The following is a 20,826-nucleotide window of genomic DNA, read 5'->3' as shown; positions in this document are numbered from 1 at the left end:
CTATAATGATGTAAATACAAAACAATAAGTTTATAAAAATAAAACGATGTTTCAAATAGTTGACATTGATCACATTTTTTTGTGTTCCAATGTGGTAGATTGCACTTCAATGGCAAAACTTGTTGGAGAAAAAACTATGAATGTTGATTATTTAGTTATGGCTGGCTATTTTTGCGTAATTGTAGCGATCAGTCTATTGTTTAAAAAAATGGCAAGTAATAGTACCAGTGACTACTTCCGCGGTGGCGGTAAAATGCTTTGGTGGATGGTTGGCGGTACTGCATTTATGACACAATTCTCGGCTTGGACTTTCACAGGGGCCGCGGGTAAAGCATTTACGGATGGCTTATCTGTTATTGCTGTATTTGTTGGTAACATGGTGGCATATCTTGCAGCTTACTGGTATTTTGCAAAACGCTTTAGACAAATGCGAGTAGATACGCCAACTGAAGCAGTGGGTCGTCGATTTGGTAGAGCTAATGAACAATTTTTTACTTGGATTATTATCCCACTTAGTGTGATTAATGCAGGTGTTTGGCTAAATGGTTTATCTGTCTTTGCCTCAGCTGTGTTTGAGGCGGATATCACTATGACAATCTATGTTACTGGTATTGCCGTATTATTAATTTCATTATTAAGTGGCGCTTGGGGGGTTGTAGCATCAGATTTTGTACAGATGTTAGTTGTAGCCGTCATTTCTGTGGCTTGTGCTGTTGTGGGTTTAGTTGTCATTGGTGGACCTGGTGAAATTATTTCTCGCTTCCCTGGTGGATTTGTATCAGGCCCTGATATGAATTATCCATTGATCTTAGTCTGTACATTCCTATTCTTTATAGTAAAACAATTACAAAGTATTAATAACATGCAAGATTCTTATCGCTTTTTAAATGCGAAAGATTCTAAAAATGCAAGTAAAGCAGCAATCTTTGCTTTAGTATTAATGCTGATAGGTACAATTATTTGGTTTATTCCTCCTTGGGTAACAGCAATTATCTATCCTGAAGCAGCGACGCTTTATCCACAATTAGGCAAAAAAGCATCTGATGCAGTATATTTAGTTTTTGCTAGAAATGTGATGCCATTAGGTACTATTGGACTATTAATGGCGGGCTTATTTGCCGCAACAATGTCTTCTATGGATTCAGCATTAAATCGCAATTCTGGGGTATTTGTGCGTAGTTTCTATGCACCTATTATGCGTAAAAACAAAGCTGATGATAAGGAATTATTGCGTGTTGGTCAGATCGTTTGCGTTGTCAATGGTTTCCTTGTCATTTTAATGGCACAATTCTTTAACTCATTAAAACATCTAAGTTTATTTGATTTAATGATGCAAGTCGCAACATTATTGCAATCGCCAATTTTAGTACCACTATTCTTAGCAATTATTATCCGTAAAACGCCTAAATGGGCGCCTTGGGCAACGGTATTATTTGGTATGTTTGTTTCGTGGTCTGTAGTAAAAGTATTTACGCCAGAATATGTTGCAAGTTGGTTTGGCGTGGATGATTTAACCAAACGTGAACTTTCAGAATTAAAAGTGATTATTACCATCGCTGCACATTTAATCTTTACAGCAGGTTTCTTCTGCTTAACCACACTTTTCTATAATGAAGAAAAAGATGGCAATAAAGAAAGACGTATTGAATTCTTTAATGATGTAGATACAGAATGTGTTGCTGAGGAAGGTCAAGATGAGATTGATCGCTTGCAACGTAAAAAATTAGGTACATTGGTTACAGTCATGTCTGGTGGTTTATTCCTGATGATATTAATTCCAAATCCATTATGGGGAAGAGTATTATTTGCATGCTGTTCATTAGCGATCTTTGCTGTAGGATATGGCTTGAAACGTAGCGCAGAAGTAAAATAATGTTAACTTAGCAATAAATGGGGAAAGCTCCATTTATTGCTTTGTACGTAAAAGTAGAGGTTATAGTTATGGCTAAAGGAAAGCAAATTCAATTTACATTTGAATCTTTTATTGATTCAGATACTCAAGTTAAAGTGACACGTTTAACACCCAAAGAGATAACCTGTCATCGTAACTATTTTTATCAGAAATGTTTTACTAAAGATGGTTCTAAGTTATTGTTTGCAGGTGATTTTGATGGAAATCGAAACTACTATTTACTGGATATGCAAACACAAATTGCCACCCAATTAACAGAAGGAAAGGGCGATAATACTTTTGGTGGATTTATTTCTCATGATGATAAGTCGTTTTTCTATGTGAAAAATGAATTAACATTGCGGCAAGTAAACCTTGAAACATTAGAAGAAAAAATTATTTATACGGTAGATGAAAATTGGAAAGGTTATGGTACATGGGTAGCTAATTCTGATTGTACCAAATTAGTTGGTATTGAAATCTTAAAATCTTGTTGGCAACCCTTAACGGATTGGGATAAATTTAAGGCGTTTTATCACACTAATCCAACTTGTCGTTTAATTAAAGTCAATATTTTAACAGGTGAATTAGAGGTCGTACACCAAGACAACACTTGGTTAGGCCATCCAACTTATCGTCCGTTTGATGATTCTGTAATTGGTTTCTGCCATGAAGGTCCTCATGATTTAGTCGATGCTCGTATGTGGTTTATTAATGAATATGGAACGAATATTCGCAAGGCTAAAGAACACCAAGTAGGTGAATCTTGCACACATGAATTTTGGGTACCTGATGGTTCTAAAATGGTTTATGTTTCTTATTTTAAAGGGCAAACAGAACGTGTGATTTACAGTGTCGATCCAAATACATTGGAAAATACTCGTTTAATTACAATGCCACCTTGCTCACATTTAATGAGTAATTTTAATGGCAATTTATTGATAGGTGATGGTTGTGATTCGCCAGTAGATGTTGCAGATAGCCATAGCTACAATATTGAAAACGATCCGTTTTTATATTTATTCAACATTGAAAAACAAAAGATCATTAAATTAGCTAAACATAGTTCATCTTGGAAGGTGTTAGATGGAGATCGCCAAATTACACATCCTCATCCATCATTTACGCCAGATGATTCTGCGGTGTTATTTGGTAGTGATTTTGAAGGAAAACCAGCGATTTATCTCGCAGATATTAGTGTCGTAAAAGACTAACCAAAAAAGATAAGTTCAGCAAATCAGCTCACAGCTCTAAAACATAGTAGGCAAGATTTAATCCTGCCTACTATGCTGATTTCATTTACTTCTTCAGTGCGCCTAGAATGCCACGCATAATTTGTCGGGTGATTTGGCTGCGCATGCTACGTCCAACGGATTTTACCACACCACTTACAATTTCCTCGGTTGGCGATAATTTCTCTCCACGGTTTTTGCTACCAAAAATCATACGGCTTAGACTACCAATGAGCCCATTTTCTTGTTCCTCTTGGGCTTGTTTTGCCTGCTGTTCAGCCACTGCATCGAGATTGGCTTGTTCTTGTAGCATTTCAAAGGCAGAAACATTATCCACATAAGCATTGTAATGAGAGAACAATTCATCATCTTGCGCCCAAGCTTGACGTTGTTCTTCTGTGAGTGGCGTAAGCTGGCTTTTCGGCGGATAAATCATCGCAATTTCCACAGGCGTTGGCATGCCTTTTTCATCAAGGAATGAGACTAACGCTTCGCCCACGCCTAATGTTGTAATGGCTTCAACAACATTCACGTCAGCATTGCTTCTGAATGTTTCTGCCGCGGTTTTCACCGCTTTTTGATCGCGTGGTGTAAATGCACGCAACGCATGTTGTACACGGTTTCCTAACTGACCAAGCACCGTTTCAGGCAAGTCTAATGGGTTTTGCGTAACAAAATAAATTCCAACGCCTTTGGAACGAATTAAGCGTACCACTTGTTCAACTTTTTCCACCAACACTGACGGCGCGCCATCGAACAATAAATGTGCTTCATCAAAAAACATAACAAATTTTGGTTTGTCAGGATCGCCGACTTCTGGCAAGCGTTCAAATAATTCCGCCATTAACCATAACAGAAATGCACTGTACATTTTCGGCGAGTTAACCAGTTTTTCCGAATTGAGCACATTGATCACGCCACGACCATCGCGCGTTTGTAACCAATCTTCTAAATTCAACGCAGGTTCGCCGAATAATTGATCCGCGCCTTCATTTTCAAGGGTAAGCAATGCACGCTGAATGGCGCCCACACTGGCTGCAGAAATGTTGCCGTATTGCAGTTGAAATGCTTTGGCATTGTCGGCAAGATATTTCAACATCGCGCGTAAATCCTTGAGATCTATGAGTAGTAAACCTTTATCATCGGCAACACGGAATAAAATATTTAACAACCCCTCTTGCGTATCATTCAAATTTAATAAGCGAGAAAGCAGCATCGGCCCCATTTCAGAAATGGTGGTGCGCAACGGAATGCCTGTTGTACCAAACACATCCCAAAATGACACAGGATAGCCCGCTAGATAACTCTCGCCGCCTAAATTAAATTGTTCGACACGTTCAGCAATTTTGCCTTGTAACGCCCCTTTTTGGCAAAGCCCTGATAAATCCCCTTTTACATCAACCAAGAAAACAGGCACGCCGTCATCGCTAAACGCTTCGGCTAATTTCCGTAAGGTCACGGTTTTCCCCGTCCCCGTTGCCCCTGCGATTAAACCATGGCGGTTTGCCATTTTGCTGTGAATACCGAATACATCGCCATTGGCGTTGCGTGCAATTTCATAAATGCTCATAAACTATCCTTTTAAGTGCGGTCATTTTTGCCATATTTTATGCTATCCTACCACGAGAAAAAAGGAGAAATTATGACCGCACTTTGCCCTTGTCAGTCGGGCTTAAATTATGTTGATTGTTGCCAGCCGTTTCATCAGCAGACCGCCTTGCCGCAAACCGCTGAACAGCTAATGCGATCACGCTATTGTGCCTACACAATGAAAAATATTGATTACATCATCGCCACCACGGTGCCAAGCCAGCAGGCGCAGCTGGACAAAGCTTTGTTATTAGATTGGGCGGAAACGACTCATTGGACAGGATTAACCATTGTGCGCCATTTAGCAAAAATCTCAAAAATCCATAGTGCGGTGGAATTTAAGGCATTTTTTACTAACGAACAAGGCGAGCAAGCGCATCACGAACATTCCTTATTTGTGAAATTAAATGAACGTTGGTATTTTGTGGATCCAACGGTCGATTTACCTTCTCAAAAACAGCCTTGCCTATGCGGCTCGGGCAAAAAATTTAAACATTGTTGTGGAGCTTTTCTATGAGCGAAAAAACTCTGTCAATTTCCACCGCACTTAGACGCTTTAGCCAAATTTTCTGGTGGCGGTTTAATCAAAACAAGCTAACGCAGGCGGCAGGTGCACTAACGTACAGCACGATGCTTGCTATTGTGCCATTGGTGATGGTGATCTTCTCGATTTTCACTGCATTCCCTATCTTTAACGAAATGGCTGGCGCCGCAAAAGAATTTATCTTCACCAACTTTGCGCCTGCCGCCAGTGATATCGTGGGGCAATACATTGATGAATTTGTCAATAATTCTAAACAAATGAGTGCCATTGGGATCGTGAGCTTGATTGCGGTGGCATTATTGCTGATTCACACCATTAATAGCACCCTTAATGCGATTTGGAATGCGCAGCCACGCGGCGCGATTTTCTCCTTTACGATTTATTGGGCGATTCTCACGCTAGGCCCTATTTTAATGGGCGCGAGCTTTGCGGTGAGCCGCTATGTTTCGAGCATCACCATGTTTAACAGCGAGTTAGCGTTGCCCTTTGGGGTAACCTTGCTCAGTTTCGTTCCTTTTTTGCTCACTTGGTTGGGCTTCACCTTTATTTATGCCGTGGTGCCGAATAAAAAAGTGAATATTAAACACGCCGCTTGGGGGGCGTTGGTCGCGGCGATTTTCTTCACCCTTGGCAAAAAGGCATTCGCTTGGTATATCGTCACCTTTCCGTCCTATCAAGTGATTTACGGTGCGATGGCAACCCTGCCCTTAATGCTATTATGGCTGCAACTCAGCTGGCTATTTATCCTGCTTGGCGCGCAATTGGCAGCGGTGTTGGATGATATATATTGGCTCAAACAAGGAAAATTAGATTTACAAACAATTAAGGAACGAAAACAATGATCGCATTAATTCAGCGTGTTACCCAAGCACGGGTGGATGTGCAGGACGAAACCGTAGGCAAAATTGGCAAAGGATTATTGGTGTTGCTCGGCGTGGAAAAAAAAGACAATCAAGAAAAAGCCGACAAACTTGCTGAAAAAGTGTTGAATTATCGAGTGTTTAACGATGAAAATGACAAAATGAATTTAAACGTTCAACAGGCGGGAGGCGAATTATTAATTGTCTCTCAATTCACTTTAGCCGCAGACACACAAAAAGGGTTGCGCCCAAGTTTCTCAAAAGGCGCTTCCCCCGATTTGGCGAATGAACTTTACCAATATTTCACACAAAAGTGCGGTCAAAAAATCAAGGTTTCTACTGGGCAATTTGCCGCAGATATGCAGATTTCATTAGTCAATGATGGACCAGTCACGTTTTGGTTAAATATATAAAAGGCTTTGAGAAAAATAGGTTACTGAAAGGCAATTTTCGTGAAAAATAAAAGGGCGAATTGCATCCGCCCTTTATACCATCATTCTATCATTCTATCGTTCTATCATTTCGATCGCGTTACACGCCAAATTCAGCACGATAGGCTTTCATTGCAGGTAAATATTGGCTGTATTGACTGTCGTTTTCAATAAATTGCATTAAGTCGTCTAAATCCACGATAGACAGCACGGTGCATTGATAATCGCGCTCGACTTCTTGAATGGCTGATAATTCGCCCTTGCCGCGCTCTTTGCGATTAAGTGCAATTAACACCGCACTTAGATTGGCGCCGTTTGCCGCGATAATATCCATTGCTTCACGAATTGCTGTGCCAGCAGTAATCACATCATCGACCAACAGCACTTTGCCTTGCAACGGTGAGCCGATTAAATTGCCGCCTTCGCCGTGATCTTTGGCTTCTTTACGATTAAAGCACACAGGTTTGTCTAAACCGAATTGGTTAAACAACGCCACAGAAACGGTGGTTCCAATAGGAATGCCTTTATAGGCAGGGCCAAAAATCACATCATAATCAATGCCACTGAATTGAATCGCCGCAGCGTAAAACTCGCCTAAACGGGCCAAATCTGCGCCCGTATTAAACAATCCCGCATTAAAAAAATATGGGCTTTTACGGCCTGATTTTAAGGTAAACTCGCCGAAGCGTAACACATTGCGGCTTAAGGCAAATTTAATGAATTCTGATTTATAATTTTCCATAAAATTCTCCAATTCTTGACCGCACTTTTAACAATTTAACGCTTCACGCTGAGCAACGAAAATGTGTTCACAGCCTTGTTTGGCTAAGTCTAACAGCGTTAATAATTCTTCGTGGCTGAATGGTTCGCCTTCTGCGGTGCCTTGCACTTCAATCATTCGCCCATCTTCCAACATCACTACATTCATATCCGTTTCTGCTGCGCTGTCTTCGATATATTCCAAATCACAAACAGGCGTGCCGTCCACGATCCCCACGGAAATTGCTGCGACTAAGCCTTTGATTGGATTGGTTTTTAAGGTGCCATTTTCCACTAATGTATGAATCGCATCGGTTAATGCTACACAAGCGCCTGTGATTGACGCGGTGCGCGTGCCGCCATCGGCTTGAATCACATCGCAGTCTAAGGTGATTGAACGTTCGCCCAAGGCTTCCAAATCTACCATCGCGCGTAATGAGCGCGCGATTAAACGCTGAATTTCCATCGTGCGCCCGCCTTGTTTTCCTTTGGCGGCTTCACGCTGCATGCGGCTATGGGTTGAGCGTGGCAACATACCATATTCTGCGGTAACCCAGCCCTGCCCTTGACCTTTCAAAAAGCGCGGCACGCTTTCATCCACACTTGCGGTACAAAGCACTTTGGTGTCACCGAATTCTACTAACACCGAACCTTCCGCGTGTTTTGTGTAGTTGCGGGTAATTTTAATTGCACGAGGTTCGTTGTTTGCTCTGTTATTTGGACGCATAGTTATTCCTTATTTGCCATAAAAGTGCGGTCATTTTAGCACGCAAAATGACATCCGTGAAATTTACCAGTACAATACAGCCCGTAAATTGATATGCAAATTTAGGAGAACAATATGATTTACAGTATGACCGCTTTTGCACGCCATGAGATTAAGAAAGATTGGGGCGATGCCGTGTGGGAAATTCGTTCTGTTAACCAACGCTATTTGGAAAATTTCTTTCGTCTGCCCGAACAATTCCGTGGTTTAGAAAATACCCTACGAGAAAAATTACGCCAAAATCTCACACGCGGCAAAATTGAATGTAGCCTGCGTATTGATAGCAAAAAAGTCGTCAGCTCAGAATTAAACCTTAATCAAGAATTGGCGAGCCAAGTGATTCAATCCTTAAAATGGCTTAAAGCACAAGCGGGCGAAGGCGAAATTAATCTTACTGACGTGTTGCGTTATCCTGGCGTGGTGGAAACCCCAGAGCAAGATATGGATGTCATCAGCCAAGATTTATTGGCGGCGTTTGATGCGTTGTTGAAAGACTTTATTGCGATGCGCGGTCGTGAAGGGGAAAAATTACAGGCGATTATTCAGCAGCGTTTAGATGCGATTAGTGTCGAAGCCGATAAAGTGCGGTCGCAAATGCCAGAGATTTTACAATGGCAGCGTGAGCGTTTATTGCAACGTTTTGAAGAAGTGCAAATTCAGCCAGATCCAACCCGTTTAGAACAAGAGATGATTTTGTTAGCGCAACGGGTGGATGTGGCAGAAGAGCTTGATCGTTTGCAAATGCACGTGAAAGAAACCGCTTCGATCTTGAAAAAAGGTGGTGCAGTTGGGCGCAAACTGGACTTTATGATGCAAGAATTGAATCGCGAATCCAACACGTTGGCGTCTAAGTCGATCAATGCAGAGATCACGGCTTCTGCGGTGGAATTGAAAGTATTAATCGAGCAAATGCGCGAACAAATTCAAAACTTGGAGTAACCATGACACAATTTATTGCGTTATCACAATATTCTCTGATTGAGATCACGGGGATTGATGCAGAAAAATATTTGCAAGGGCAGGTCACCGCAGATGTTACCAATCTGGAAATCGGCAGTTCTACCTTGACGGCACATTGCGATCCGAAAGGTAAAATGAGTTCAATTTTTCGCTTAATTCGCGTGGAAGCCGAGCAATTTTATATGTTGGTCAGAACATCGTTGCTACCCACCGCCCTTGATCAGCTGAAAAAATACGCGGTTTTTTCTAAAATCAGTTTTAATCCATTAGATGATGCGGAAATTGTCGGCGTCATCGGCGAAACCGATTTGGCGGAACAGATAAAATTTGGTAACCGCGCGATTGTGATTAATCCCAAAAGTGCGGTCGATTTTAACGCAGATTTTTCCGCGTGGGATTTGGCGGATATTCAGCAAGGTTATCCGATTTTGAGCGATAAAGCACAAAACGAATTTATTCCACAAGCCTTAAATTTACAAGCCATTGAACAGGCGATTTCTTTCCAAAAAGGTTGTTATATCGGGCAAGAAACCGTGGCGCGCGCAAAATATCGTGGCGCGAATAAACGGGCAATGTATGCCTTTAAAGCTGCAACGAACATCACGCCTGAGCTCGGTTCTGAAATTGAAATGCAATTGGAAAGCGGTTGGCGCAAGACAGGGACGGTGCTAAGTGCGGTCAATATTGATGATGTTTTGTGGCTGCAGGTGGTGCTAAATAAAATGGAAGATAACCCAACCTTCCGTTTGCCAGAAAACCACGTTGCACTTGAATTGCAAAGTTTACCTTACAGCTTAGATTAATCAAAAAATCGGTGATAATTCACCGATTTTTTTATGCACCCGTATAATTTTCAAACCAACTTTCTAAAATAAGGCAGGCGGAAATACCGTCCACTTTGCCTTTTTTTAACGCGCGAAAACCACCGCGCCCGAAAATTTCTGAACGGGCTTCGGTGGTGGTGAGGCGTTCATCTTGCCATTCAATTTTCACGCCAAAACGCGCGTTTAAACGATTGCCAAATTTGCGCGCGCGGTGAGTGAGATCTTGCTCTGTGCCGTCCATATTGAACGGCAGCCCCACCACCACCACATCAGGTTTCCATTCATTCAGACATTTTTCAATCGCCTCCCATTGGGGAATGCCATCTTGCGCCTTAAAGGCAGGGAGCGCTTGCGCCGTGCCTGTAATGCTCTGCCCAACAGCGCAGCCAATGCTTTTTGTGCCAAAATCAAAAGCGATAACCGTCATTCCCATTAACAATACCCCGCTTGGTCGGCTAAATTGTAACTATCAAACCCTAACGATTTTTGTGCCGCTAGCCAACGTTCTGGATAAGGCACATCAAAAATCAGCTGTTCATTCGCCGGCATCACCAGCCAAGCATTGTCTGCAATTTCCTGTTCCAATTGATTAGGGTTCCAGCTTGCACAGCCAATGCCACTAGATATTTTTCTGGTGCTTGCGCCGTGCCAAAGGTTTCAATAATATCCGCAGAGGTGGTTAATTGTAGCTGATCGCTAATTTTGTAACTCTGTTGAAAAGTTTGTGCTGTTGGGCGATGCAAAATAAAACCGCGCGCTATACTCACAGGGCCGCCTGCCAGCACATATTCGTTTGGAAAAGTGCGGTCAGAAATCATCATAAAATGGAGTTTTGCCACCAGTTCGGTAAGGGTTAAATCTGTGGGCTGGTTAATTACCAAGCCCATTGAGCCTTTGTCGTTATGCTCGCAAATGTAAATCACGGTGCGGAAAAAATAGTCATCGTTCAAATTTGGCATTGCGATGAGCAACTGATTTTGTAAATTCATAAGTTGTGTTAATTGAAGAAAAGTGCGGTCAGTTTAGCGCAAATTTATTGTGGCTTCCACTTAGAAAAAAATGGGCTACGCAGCACGTTCTGTACATCATCATAGGCGATCACTTTGCCACTATCGAGCAAAATGACACGTTCTGCCAGCGCGGTCAGCTCATCTACGCTGTGGGTAACATACAAAATTGGGATCTCAACTTCTTGGGATAATTTTTCTAAATAGGCTAATAGCTCGCGTTTGCGTGGCAAGTCTAAGGCAGAAAGCGGTTCATCCATCAGCAGAATATCGGGGCTGGAAAGTAACGCGCGCCCAATGGCGACTCGTTGTTTTTCTCCGCCAGATAAGCTGAAAAGATAGCGTTTTAGCAGGTGTTCAATGCCTAATAATTTTAAAATTGCGTCAAAATTGACCGCACTTTTGTCCTTTATGCCGTAATACAAATTGCCTTTTACGGAATAATGGGGAAACAGACGCGCGTCTTGAAAGACATAACCAATGTGGCGTTTATTGGGGGCTAAACAAATGCCTTTATCCGTGTCCACAAGGGTTTTGCCGTTTAAGCGAATATATCCCCAATCGGGATTTAGCAAGCCGCTGACCAGATTAATCAAAGAGGATTTACCCGAGCCAGACACGCCGAAAATAGCGGTTACACCGCGCGCTGGAATTTGTAAATCTGCTTCCAATTGTGTTTCGCCGAGCGTTTTTTTGACATTAATTTCGAGCATGATATTGTCCTAAGCGTTGTTGCGTGCGTTTGGCAAGCCATTCTGAAGCCAGTAAGGAAATCAGCGAAATGATAATAGCGATGACGCATAAACGTGCGGCTGCGCCTTCGGCACCAGGGGTTTCGATGAAAGAATACATCGCAAGCGGAATTGTCCGCGTCACTTCTGGAATGTTGGAAACAAAGGTAATGGTTGCCCCAAATTCGCCTAAAGAACGTGCGAAACCGAGAATAACGCCCGCTAAAATCCCTGCGCTAGAAAGGGGCAAGGTGATGGTGAAAAAAGTGCGTAATGCAGAAGCGCCTAAAGTGCGAGCCGCTTGCTCTAATTTTATGTCCACACTTTCAATGGCTAGGCGGATAGAGCGCACGACTAAGGGAAAAGTGACCACCGCAGAAGCTAATGCGGCACCATGCCAGCTAAAGGCAAAGCTAAAACCAAACCATTCCATCAGATGTTTTCCAAGCCAGCCATTGCGTCCCATTGTTGTGAGTAATAAATAACCAATCACCACGGGGGGTAAAACCAAGGGCAAATGAATGATGCTGTTTAGAATAGATTTTCCCCAAAACTGACAACGAGCCAGCACCCAAGCGGTGGCAATTGCCACGGGCAAACTACATAAAATAGACCAAAATGCGACTTTTAAACTTAAGTAAACCGCATTGAGTTCGGCGTCAGATAAGGAAAGATATTCAAGCATAAGCATTAGTTAATGCAGCTATTCTACAACGTTGCTGCGTTTTACCAGTGAAAGTAAATAGCCAATAAGCAAACCACCCAAAGCAACTGGCACCCATTCCATCGAATAATTTTTCAATGGTAATAATTGTGTAAAGTCTAATTCCAGCGTTGAACTTAACGAAACGATCGCTACCAAGAAAATCGCGCAGCGTTGTGCGATTAATGGTACTTTCACTAACAAGTTAATTCCCATAAGCAAGATAACGGTAATCGCAATAGGGTATAAGGTCAACAAGACAGGAATAGATTTACTCAACACCGTATTCAAGCCTTGATTGGCGATCAAAAAGCTCAATACCGTGAAAAACAGTGCATACAATTTATAGGAAATTTTATGATATAAACTATAAAAATATTCACTCACCGAGACGATCAAACCAATTGCGGTGGTTAAACAAGCAAGCGTTACAACAATGCCTAGCACAATGTGCCCCAACTCACCAAACGCCTGTAATGATAAGGCATTGAGAATATAAGTGCCGAGGTCTAAGTTTTTCTGTTGCAACATATCGAGGGTTTCTGCGCTCAATGGAATTTTGCTGCCTAACCAAGAAAGTGAGAGATAGATTAAGGTCAGTGCGCTTGCTGCAATGATACCCGCGAATAGAGTTTGTCGCGGCAACTCTTGCTTACTCACACCTTTAGACTGAATGGCTGAAATTACGATCACGGAATAAGCAATCGAAGCCAAGGCATCCATGGTTAAATAACCCGACACAAAGCCTTTGAAAAATACAGGTTCTTGGGGAATAAGCGGGGCGCTTTCATGGTTTAATAGCATTGCACTTTTGATAACGAGTGCGGCTAATGCAAACAATAAGACAGGAGTTAAGATTGAGCCTACTCGTTCCACCATTTTAGAGGGATTCAACGCGAGCCAAAGGGCTGCGATAAAATAAATGCCACTAAAAATATATAAAGAAACGCCACTTGGATTCGTTAAATATGGCAAAAGGGATAATTCATAAGAGGTTGCTGCTGTTCGTGGAATCGCCACAAAAGGCCCAACGCTTAAATAGATCGCACTCAAGAAAATCACAGAAAACCAAGGGTGAATTTTTTTCAGACTTTCTGTATATCCACCGGGATAAAATGAGCTCACAATAATGCCTAGCAATGGCAAGCCTACCCCTGTCACAATAAAGCCCAGTGTAGCTGGAAAATATTCAGAATGAGATTCAAACCCTAACTTAGGTGGGAAAATGAGATTGCCTGCGCCAAAAAAAATGGCAAACAGCATAAAACCAACAATAAAGGTATTCTTATTCATTTTTATGTCAAAAGAGAATGTTAAATATTAATAATAGTAAATTTTTATATAACGAAAATGAAGTTAAAAAAACACGAGCTCAGCCCGTGTTTCTATTTTTTATTATTTGCGTGCAATGGGTGGCACAAAACCTAAGCCTAAATCCCAAGGCTGTTCAATCCAAGTATTTTGTGGAATATCAATCACATAGTCATCAACTAATGGCGCACCAGCAGGTTTTGCAAAAACAGTAACAAATTTTGCTTTAGGATACATTTTGCGAATTTCTTTAGCCGTGTTGCCTGTATCCACTAAATCATCTACCACAATGAAACCTTCGCCGTCTGTATCTGCCGCATGTAATACGCGTAGTTCGCCTTGTTGATCATGGTCATAACTTGCAATACACACAGTTTCCACATGGCGCAAACCTAATTCTCGTGCTAATACTGCTGCTGGGAATAAGCCCCCACGGCTCACGGCAATAATGCCTTTCCATTGTGACGCTGGCAATAAACGCTCTGCTAATTTGCGTGCGTGCATTTGAAACATATCCCAAGTCACCACATATTTTTCGCTCATAATATTTCCTTTGCTGAATTTAAAAATTGCGTAAGGATACCACTTTCCGAGGGAAAAGTGGTAGAGATTTTGCCAGTTTTTCTAATGGAAGGAGGGGAATTAAGCAGGAAAACGTTTGCATTTTTAGTGATATATCTAATAGTACAAAATCTTCCTGATTAATTGCGGCTTAAATAGACGTTAATGATAGTTAGCCATTACTTTCTGTCATAAAAAAAGCGACTACAACGGTCGCTTTCATTATTTTATTGGGGAATTAAACGTTATCAATTTGACCTAATAACGAACGTAAACGTTCTTGCCAGTTATTGTGTTCAACTTTTAATTGCTCATTTTCGTTACGCAATGCATCGTTAGCATGTTGTACTTGAGTATTTTTTTCTTTTAATTCTTCTACTTCTAATTGAAGTAATTGAATAGTTTCAACAGCTTGGCGAATTTTGCCTTCTAATTGATCTAAAATTTCTAATGACATATGAACTTCCTTTAATGAAAATATGAAAAGTGCGGTCATTCTACCCTAGATTTGATCTAATTTAAAAGGCTAAAACACAAATTTTCGCCATGACAGAAATATTTTTCCGCAATCGTTTAGCTGAGTGTTAAAATGAGAAAAATTTCATCGAATAAGGAAAAGAATATGAATAGAGCATTAGCAATTGAATTTTCTCGGATTACTGAAGCGGCTGCATTGGCTGGTTTTACATGGCTAGGGCGTGGCGACAAAAATGCTGCCGATGATGCCGCTGTAAAGGCAATGCGTTTTATGTTGAACCAAATTGATATGGACGGAGAAATCGTCATCGGCGAGGGGGAAATTGATCATGCGCCAATGCTTTATATTGGTGAAAAATTAGGCACAGGCAAAGGCGAGCCCATTGCGATTGCGGTGGATCCCATCGATGGCACGCGTATGACCGCAATGGGGCAGGCGAATGCAATTTCGGTATTAGCCGCGGGTGGCAAAGACACTTTTTTGCGTGCACCCGATATGTATATGGAAAAATTAGTCGTGGGACCTGAATTAAAAGGCATGATCGACTTAAATTTAGAGATTGAACAAAATTGCCGCCGTGTCGCTTCACGTTTAGGAAAATCCATCTCACAATTAACAGTCATGGTATTGGCTAAACCACGTCATGACGAAGTGATTAAACGAATCCAACAACTCGGTGCGCGCGTTATCTGTATTCCCGATGGCGATGTAGCAGGCTCTGTTTTATGCTGTTTACCTGATGGCGAAGTAGATATGCTCTATGGAATTGGCGGCGCTCCCGAAGGCGTAGTCACTGCCGCAGCGGTACGAGCTTTAGGTGGCGATATGCAAGCCCGTTTATTGCCACGTAATCTAGTGAAAGGCGACACGCCAGAAAACATTGCCATTGCGGAACAGGAAATTCAGCGTTGCCAACAAAGTGGCGCCGCAGTGAATGAAGTTTTGAAATTGGAAGACTTAGCCAAAGACGATAATTTAGTGTTTGTGGCAACAGGCATTACCAATGGCGATTTGCTAAAAGGCATTCACCGCAAAGGCAACTTAGCCACCACGGAAACCTTATTAATCCGAGGCAAATCTCGTACAATCCGCCGCATTCAATCTATGCATTATCTAGATCGTAAAGATGAAGAAATTTATCAGCTTTTAAGTGAATAGCGTTAAACATAATAGACAAAAGTGCGGTTAATTTGAGCCTCCCTAAAATCCTAGGATAGCTAGAGGGTAAATATTGAGCTCTGTATTGCACAGGGCTTAAGTCGTTTAAAGTGGGCTTAATTCGCAGCTTGTTATAATAATGAGTATACCCGTGCAGCGCTATCTCCAGTTCTGCCACATTGGCAAAGCGGTTTGGATAAAGCATTCCGATTTCAAGATACTAAAAACGCTCTTTATCACGGCATTATCGTAGCAATTTCCCTTGCAGCTCATGCTCTGAACCGCCTTCTATTCGCCCTTTTTATACACAAGCATTTCATGTCACACTGCCACTTGAGAAAGGTAACCTTTTGGTCGCTATGAATCATCGAAACTGCTTCCGAAGCACGTTTTGACAAGGTTTCTTTGAGCGTTTTGGATACTAAACCAAAACTCTGTCGCCACCCGATTTGATAGGCGATAATTTCACGGTTTGCTAAATCCATCATCGCTAAGCGATACAGCTTTTCATAGAATGATTATGTCCAGTTTTTAAGGCGCGGAAGAATAAGAAACATCACATACTTTGAAGATTAAGCACAAGCTAGATTGTATGAAATTAAGTGGATAATATTTTTACCCTATTATCCACTTAAACATTTATATCTATCCCTAAGGTCGATCTGCACGATTATCATATAATGCAGCATCTCGAATAGCGCGCATATTCGCCTTTTTGAGTGCTTGATTTAATTTGTGAAATGCATTTTCTCGCTCTTCTTTGGTTAGAACGTGTACATGCTTATTTTCTAAGGCGGCTAGCATAGCCCAAAACCAAGAAATATTGATGTCTCGCCCTGATTTCTTAAGTAGAATGAACGCTTGAATCGCACCAATCGCTTTTAATTTTTGAACTGTAGGAATGCCGATTTTTTCTAAAGCGCGCTCATGTTTTACGCTAAGATTGGGCAATTTTCGAATGCTAGATAGTTGTTTTAATTCATCAAGAAGTTTTTGAGCCTTCATTTGGTTAATAGATAAGAGTACGAATTTTTGTAAAAAAATTGGATCGTTATAAATAATATCTGGTAACCTGTAGTAGGTTGGTTCCGTGTCTCTTTCTTTCCTTATCGCGTAAACCCAAGGTATTGCGCCATTTTCTATTAATTTTTCAGCAAGTTTTCCTGTCGCTTTGAGATGAAATGCGTTATTGATATAGATAGCGAACATAAATCCATCATAGAAAATGCCGCTTCCTATAAATAAAGGCTTGATGATGACACTGTCATCAAGAATACTAGTCATTAACTGGCGAACTTTATCTGTGCAGCTTTTTAAAAATTGCATAAAATCTCCTTGCTATGAATTAGTTTATAAAATACTAGCTCCACTATGCCAACCTTATATAAGGTTGACAATCTTTGCAGAGAATTTTTGGAATGAAGATCACAAAATTAGCATGATTCAGGAATGTTTTTGAGAGTTATTCTTATTTGTGGCGGTGTTAAATGTCATTTTAAGAGAGTATAAATTTCATCCTAGTTAATGGGAAATTCTGAAATTTTATCCTTATGTCGTAAGGATGCTTAAAACTTGACATCTTCTATTTTTGCGATTAAAATTCAACGTCTATTTCCTTTATGGAATAGATTTTGAACAAATCATTCTTTTAGAATTTTATTAACTGGAGCTTAATTAATGGCAACTATCAACCAATTAGTACGCAAACCGCGTGTGAAAAAGGTTGTAAAAAGCAACGTTCCTGCATTAGAGGCTTGCCCGCAGAAACGTGGCGTATGTACCCGTGTGTACACTACAACTCCTAAAAAACCGAACTCAGCATTACGTAAAGTATGTCGTATTCGTTTAACTAATGGTTATGAAGTAACTTCATACATTGGTGGCGAAGGACATAACTTGCAAGAACACAGTGTTGTATTAATCCGTGGTGGTCGTGTTAAAGATTTACCAGGTGTACGTTATCACACTGTTCGCGGCGCACTTGACTGTGCTGGCGTTAAAGATCGTAAACAAGCTCGTTCTAAATACGGCGTTAAACGTCCTAAAGCTTAATGGATCTCCGTTAAGTAAGGCCAAACGTCTAAATTATTAATATTTAACCATAAACTCCAGTATCAATTTGACCCAAGTGCGGTCAATTTTTAATGAGTTTTGGATTATCCTGAATATATCGGAGAAACTTACAATGCCACGTCGTCGTCGTATTGAACCACGCAAAATTCTTCCAGATCCGAAGTTCGGTTCAGAATTACTTGCAAAATTCATCAACGTTTTAATGGTTGATGGTAAGAAATCTATCGCAGAATCAATCGTTTATAATGCATTAGATACTTTAGCTCAACGTACTGGTAAAGAAGCGTTAGAAGCATTTGAAGTTGCATTAGAAAACGTACGTCCAACCGTTGAGGTTAAATCTCGTCGTGTTGGTGGTTCTACATACCAAGTACCAGTTGAAGTACGCCCAACTCGTCGTAACGCATTAGGTATGCGTTGGATTGTTGAAGCAGCACGTAAACGTGGTGATAAATCAATGGCTTTACGTTTAGCTAATGAATTATCTGATGCAGCTGATAATAAAGGTGCAGCAGTGAAAAAACGTGAGGATGTCCACCGTATGGCAGAAGCGAATAAAGCATTCGCTCACTTCCGTTGGTAATCAATTAATAAATATATTGAAGGGCTTCATCACAATATTTGCGATGAAGCCTTACCCTTATAAAGAATTTCAATATTAAACCAAAACAAGGTAATAATAATGGCTCGTACAACCCCTATTTCACTTTACCGTAATATCGGTATCAGTGCGCATATCGATGCGGGTAAAACTACAACTACTGAGCGTATCTTGTTCTACACTGGTGTAAGTCACAAGATCGGTGAAGTACATGATGGTGCAGCAACAATGGACTGGATGGAACAAGAGCAAGAGCGTGGTATCACAATCACCTCTGCGGCGACAACTGCATTCTGGTCTGGTATGTCTCAACAATATCCACAACACCGTATCAACGTTATCGATACTCCAGGACACGTGGACTTCACAATCGAAGTTGAACGTTCAATGCGTGTTCTTGATGGTGCGGTAATGGTTTACTGTGCGGTTGGTGGTGTTCAACCTCAATCAGAAACAGTATGGCGTCAAGCGAATAAATATCATGTTCCACGTATCGCGTTTGTGAACAAAATGGACCGTACTGGTGCAAACTTCTTGCGCGTAGTTGAACAAATTAAAACACGTTTAGGTGCAAATGCCGTTCCTTTACAACTTCCAATCGGTGCAGAAGATAACTTTACTGGTGTTGTTGATTTGTTAAAAATGAAAGCAATCAACTGGAACGAAGCTGATCAAGGTATGACGTTCACTTATGAAGATATTCCTGCTGATATGCAAGATGCATGTGCAGAATGGCATCAAAACCTCATTGAGGCTGCTGCAGAATCTTCAGAAGAATTAATGGAAAAATACTTAGGCGGTGAAGATTTAACAGAAGAAGAAATCAAAGCTGGTCTTCGTCAACGTGTTTTAGCAACCGAAATCATCTTGGTGACTTGTGGTTCAGCATTCAAAAACAAAGGTGTTCAAGCAATGCTTGACGCCGTGATTGACTATTTACCAGCACCGACTGATATTCCTGCAATTAAAGGTATCAATCCAGATGAAACTGAAGGTGAACGTCACGCAAGTGATGATGAACCATTTGCGGCTCTTGCATTTAAAATTGCAACTGACCCATTCGTTGGTAACTTGACTTTCTTCCGCGTATATTCTGGTGTTATTGAGTCTGGTGCAACCGTATTAAACTCAGTAAAAGATAAACGTGAACGTTTTGGTCGTATCGTACAGATGCACGCAAATAAACGTGAAGAGATCAAAGAAGTTCGTGCTGGTGATATTGCTGCGGCAATCGGCTTAAAAGATGTTGGTACTGGTGACACATTATGTGCACAAGATGCGCCAATTATTCTTGAGCGTATGGAATTCCCAGATCCAGTTATCTCAGTTGCGGTTGAACCAAAAACTAAAGCAGACCAAGAAAAAATGGGTCTTGCATTAGGTCGTTTAGCACAAGAAGACCCTTCATTCCGTGTTCACACAGATGAAGAGTCAGGTGAAACTATCATCTCAGGTATGGGTGAATTGCACTTAGATATTATCGTTGACCGTATGCGTCGTGAATTCAAAGTTGAAGCGAACATCGGTAAACCACAAGTATCTTACCGTGAAACAATCCGTACTCGTGTAAACGATGTTGAAGGTAAACACGCAAAACAATCTGGTGGTCGCGGTCAATATGGTCACGTTGTTATCGACTTGTATCCATTAGATCCAGAAGGTCCTGGTTACGAATTCGTGAACGAAATCAAAGGTGGTGTAATTCCTGGTGAATTTATCCCAGCTGTTGATAAAGGAATCCAAGAACAACTTAAATCTGGTCCATTAGCAGGTTATCCGGTAGAAGATATTGGTGTTCGTTTACACTTCGGTTCATACCATGATGTTGACTCATCTGAATTAGCGTTTAAACTTGCCGCTTCTTTAGCATTTAAAGCAGCGTTCGCAAAAGCAAACCCAGTTCTTCTTGAGCCAATCATGAAAGTAGAAGTGGAAACTCCACCTGAATACGTTGGTGATGTAATTGGTGACTTAAGCCGTCGTCGTGCGATGGTGAACGGCCAAGAAGCTAACGAATTCGTGGTTAAAATCAATGCTGAAGTTCCATTAGCAGAAATGTTCGGTTATGCAACAGACTTACGTTCACAAACTCAAGGTCGTGCATCATATTCAATGGAACCTTTGAAATATGCTGAAGCACCGAAAAACGTTGCTGATGCAGTTATCGAAGCACGTAAAAAATAATTTAATTAACTAAAACTCCCCCAATTTGCACCGCACTTTGGGGGCTCAATACAAGGAAACTGAAAAGTGTCTAAAGAAAAATTTGAACGTACAAAACCGCACGTAAACGTGGGTACAATCGGCCACGTTGACCACGGTAAAACAACTTTAACAGCAGCAATT

The 20,826-nt window shown here is 41.2% G+C and carries 22 protein-coding genes and 2 pseudogenes; 12 read left to right on the top strand and 12 right to left on the bottom strand.

Annotated elements, in window-relative coordinates:
* The first annotated feature begins 109 nt into the window (after positions 1–109).
* Together C8D76_RS05415 and C8D76_RS05410 are read left to right on the top strand one after the other, a co-directional pair.
* The gene (locus tag C8D76_RS05415; RefSeq protein WP_243405822.1) at positions 110–1,873 is read left to right on the top strand and encodes a sodium:solute symporter family protein; all 1,764 of its coding nucleotides are present in this window, start codon (positions 110–112) and stop codon (positions 1,871–1,873) included.
* 68 nt (positions 1,874–1,941) lie between these two features.
* Complete coding sequence (locus C8D76_RS05410; RefSeq protein WP_116631772.1) at positions 1,942–3,105, top strand: oligogalacturonate lyase family protein; 1,164 nt, start codon at positions 1,942–1,944, stop codon at positions 3,103–3,105.
* A gap of 85 nt (positions 3,106–3,190) precedes the next feature.
* Here C8D76_RS05410 and C8D76_RS05405 read toward each other — a convergent pair whose 3' ends face one another.
* Positions 3,191–4,693 (bottom strand): helicase HerA-like C-terminal domain-containing protein, encoded by a 1,503-nt coding sequence (locus tag C8D76_RS05405; RefSeq protein WP_116631771.1) that lies wholly within the window; start codon positions 4,691–4,693, stop codon positions 3,191–3,193.
* Between the two features lie 72 nt (positions 4,694–4,765).
* On the opposite strand from C8D76_RS05405, the gene C8D76_RS05400 reads away from it, so the two are divergent.
* Genes C8D76_RS05400 through dtd form a run of 3 tightly spaced genes read left to right on the top strand, consistent with a single transcriptional unit; the run spans position 4,766 to position 6,530 of the window.
* Complete coding sequence (locus tag C8D76_RS05400; RefSeq protein ID WP_116631770.1) at positions 4,766–5,230, top strand: YchJ family protein; 465 nt, start codon at positions 4,766–4,768, stop codon at positions 5,228–5,230.
* The gene (locus tag C8D76_RS05395; protein WP_116631769.1) at positions 5,227–6,099 is read left to right on the top strand and encodes a virulence factor BrkB family protein; all 873 of its coding nucleotides are present in this window, start codon (positions 5,227–5,229) and stop codon (positions 6,097–6,099) included. Before C8D76_RS05400 ends, C8D76_RS05395 begins: the two co-directional genes overlap by 4 nt.
* The gene (gene dtd, locus C8D76_RS05390; protein ID WP_116631768.1) at positions 6,096–6,530 is read left to right on the top strand and encodes a D-aminoacyl-tRNA deacylase; all 435 of its coding nucleotides are present in this window, start codon (positions 6,096–6,098) and stop codon (positions 6,528–6,530) included. The genes C8D76_RS05395 and dtd overlap by 4 nt, the downstream gene beginning before the upstream one ends.
* Positions 6,531–6,648: 118 nt before the next feature.
* Here the strand turns inward: dtd and pyrE are convergent, their stop codons facing one another.
* Together pyrE and rph are read right to left on the bottom strand one after the other, a co-directional pair.
* On the bottom strand, positions 6,649–7,290 hold the full coding sequence (gene pyrE, locus C8D76_RS05385) for an orotate phosphoribosyltransferase (RefSeq protein ID WP_116631767.1): 642 nt from the start codon (positions 7,288–7,290) through the stop codon (positions 6,649–6,651).
* A gap of 27 nt (positions 7,291–7,317) precedes the next feature.
* Positions 7,318–8,034, bottom strand: a complete 717-nt coding sequence (rph, locus tag C8D76_RS05380; RefSeq protein WP_116631766.1) for a ribonuclease PH — start codon at positions 8,032–8,034, stop codon at positions 7,318–7,320.
* Positions 8,035–8,148: 114 nt separating this feature from the next.
* On the opposite strand from rph, the gene C8D76_RS05375 reads away from it, so the two are divergent.
* Both C8D76_RS05375 and ygfZ read left to right on the top strand, forming a co-directional pair.
* On the top strand, positions 8,149–9,012 hold the full coding sequence (locus tag C8D76_RS05375; RefSeq protein WP_116631765.1) for a YicC/YloC family endoribonuclease: 864 nt from the start codon (positions 8,149–8,151) through the stop codon (positions 9,010–9,012).
* A gap of 2 nt (positions 9,013–9,014) precedes the next feature.
* The gene (ygfZ, locus tag C8D76_RS05370) at positions 9,015–9,836 is read left to right on the top strand and encodes a CAF17-like 4Fe-4S cluster assembly/insertion protein YgfZ (RefSeq protein ID WP_116631764.1); all 822 of its coding nucleotides are present in this window, start codon (positions 9,015–9,017) and stop codon (positions 9,834–9,836) included.
* A gap of 31 nt (positions 9,837–9,867) precedes the next feature.
* Here the strand turns inward: ygfZ and ruvX are convergent, their stop codons facing one another.
* The 7 genes and pseudogenes from ruvX to zapB all read right to left on the bottom strand — a co-directional run bounded on the left by ruvX (position 9,868) and on the right by zapB (position 14,627).
* Positions 9,868–10,290, bottom strand: a complete 423-nt coding sequence (gene ruvX / locus C8D76_RS05365) for a Holliday junction resolvase RuvX (protein ID WP_116631763.1) — start codon at positions 10,288–10,290, stop codon at positions 9,868–9,870.
* Positions 10,290–10,816, bottom strand: a pseudogene (locus C8D76_RS05360) (YqgE/AlgH family protein). Before C8D76_RS05360 ends, ruvX begins: the two are co-directional and overlap by 1 nt.
* 77 nt (positions 10,817–10,893) lie before the next feature.
* Positions 10,894–11,577 (bottom strand): annotated as a pseudogene (modC, locus tag C8D76_RS05355) (molybdenum ABC transporter ATP-binding protein); the annotation flags it as partial.
* Entirely contained in the window at positions 11,564–12,280 is a 717-nt protein-coding gene (gene modB / locus C8D76_RS05350; RefSeq protein ID WP_207775006.1) for a molybdate ABC transporter permease subunit, read from the bottom strand. The gene modB and the pseudogene modC, both read right to left, overlap by 14 nt.
* Positions 12,281–12,298: 18 nt before the next feature.
* Entirely contained in the window at positions 12,299–13,591 is a 1,293-nt protein-coding gene (gene brnQ / locus C8D76_RS05345) for a branched-chain amino acid transport system II carrier protein (RefSeq protein ID WP_116631760.1), read from the bottom strand.
* Positions 13,592–13,693: 102 nt separating this feature from the next.
* Positions 13,694–14,152 carry a xanthine phosphoribosyltransferase gene (gpt, locus tag C8D76_RS05340; protein ID WP_116631759.1) on the bottom strand — a complete coding sequence of 153 codons (459 nt, stop codon included), beginning with the start codon at positions 14,150–14,152 and terminating at the stop codon, positions 13,694–13,696.
* Positions 14,153–14,408: 256 nt separating this feature from the next.
* A complete protein-coding gene (gene zapB, locus C8D76_RS05335; RefSeq protein WP_116631758.1) occupies positions 14,409–14,627 on the bottom strand; it encodes a cell division protein ZapB in 219 nt (72 codons plus the stop codon).
* Between the two features lie 165 nt (positions 14,628–14,792).
* Between zapB and glpX the strand changes: the two genes are divergently transcribed.
* A complete protein-coding gene (gene glpX, locus C8D76_RS05330; RefSeq protein ID WP_116631757.1) occupies positions 14,793–15,806 on the top strand; it encodes a class II fructose-bisphosphatase in 1,014 nt (337 codons plus the stop codon).
* Here the strand turns inward: glpX and C8D76_RS10130 are convergent.
* Both C8D76_RS10130 and C8D76_RS05320 read right to left on the bottom strand, forming a co-directional pair.
* Positions 15,751–16,011 carry an IS3 family transposase gene (locus tag C8D76_RS10130; protein WP_116631756.1) on the bottom strand — a complete coding sequence of 87 codons (261 nt, stop codon included), beginning with the start codon at positions 16,009–16,011 and terminating at the stop codon, positions 15,751–15,753. The genes glpX and C8D76_RS10130 overlap by 56 nt on opposite strands.
* A gap of 446 nt (positions 16,012–16,457) precedes the next feature.
* Complete coding sequence (locus tag C8D76_RS05320; protein ID WP_116631755.1) at positions 16,458–17,132, bottom strand: TfoX/Sxy family DNA transformation protein; 675 nt, start codon at positions 17,130–17,132, stop codon at positions 16,458–16,460.
* A 351-nt stretch (positions 17,133–17,483) separates the two neighbouring features.
* Between C8D76_RS05320 and rpsL the strand changes: the two genes are divergently transcribed.
* From rpsL to C8D76_RS05300, 4 genes are all read left to right on the top strand, one after another.
* A complete protein-coding gene (gene rpsL / locus C8D76_RS05315) occupies positions 17,484–17,858 on the top strand; it encodes a 30S ribosomal protein S12 (protein ID WP_034616415.1) in 375 nt (124 codons plus the stop codon).
* Between the two features lie 133 nt (positions 17,859–17,991).
* A complete protein-coding gene (gene rpsG / locus C8D76_RS05310; RefSeq protein WP_116631754.1) occupies positions 17,992–18,462 on the top strand; it encodes a 30S ribosomal protein S7 in 471 nt (156 codons plus the stop codon).
* A gap of 99 nt (positions 18,463–18,561) precedes the next feature.
* The gene (gene fusA / locus C8D76_RS05305; RefSeq protein ID WP_116631753.1) at positions 18,562–20,664 is read left to right on the top strand and encodes an elongation factor G; all 2,103 of its coding nucleotides are present in this window, start codon (positions 18,562–18,564) and stop codon (positions 20,662–20,664) included.
* Positions 20,665–20,730: 66 nt separating this feature from the next.
* The coding region (locus C8D76_RS05300) for a GTP-binding protein (protein ID WP_001967706.1) at positions 20,731–20,826 on the top strand (96 nt) is incomplete at its 3' end.

Source organism: Alitibacter langaaensis DSM 22999 (genome assembly GCF_003096995.1).
GTDB lineage: Bacteria > Pseudomonadota > Gammaproteobacteria > Enterobacterales > Pasteurellaceae > Exercitatus > Exercitatus langaaensis.
Note: the sequence above shows the minus strand (reverse complement) of the source record. Positions and strands in the feature narration are given on the sequence as shown.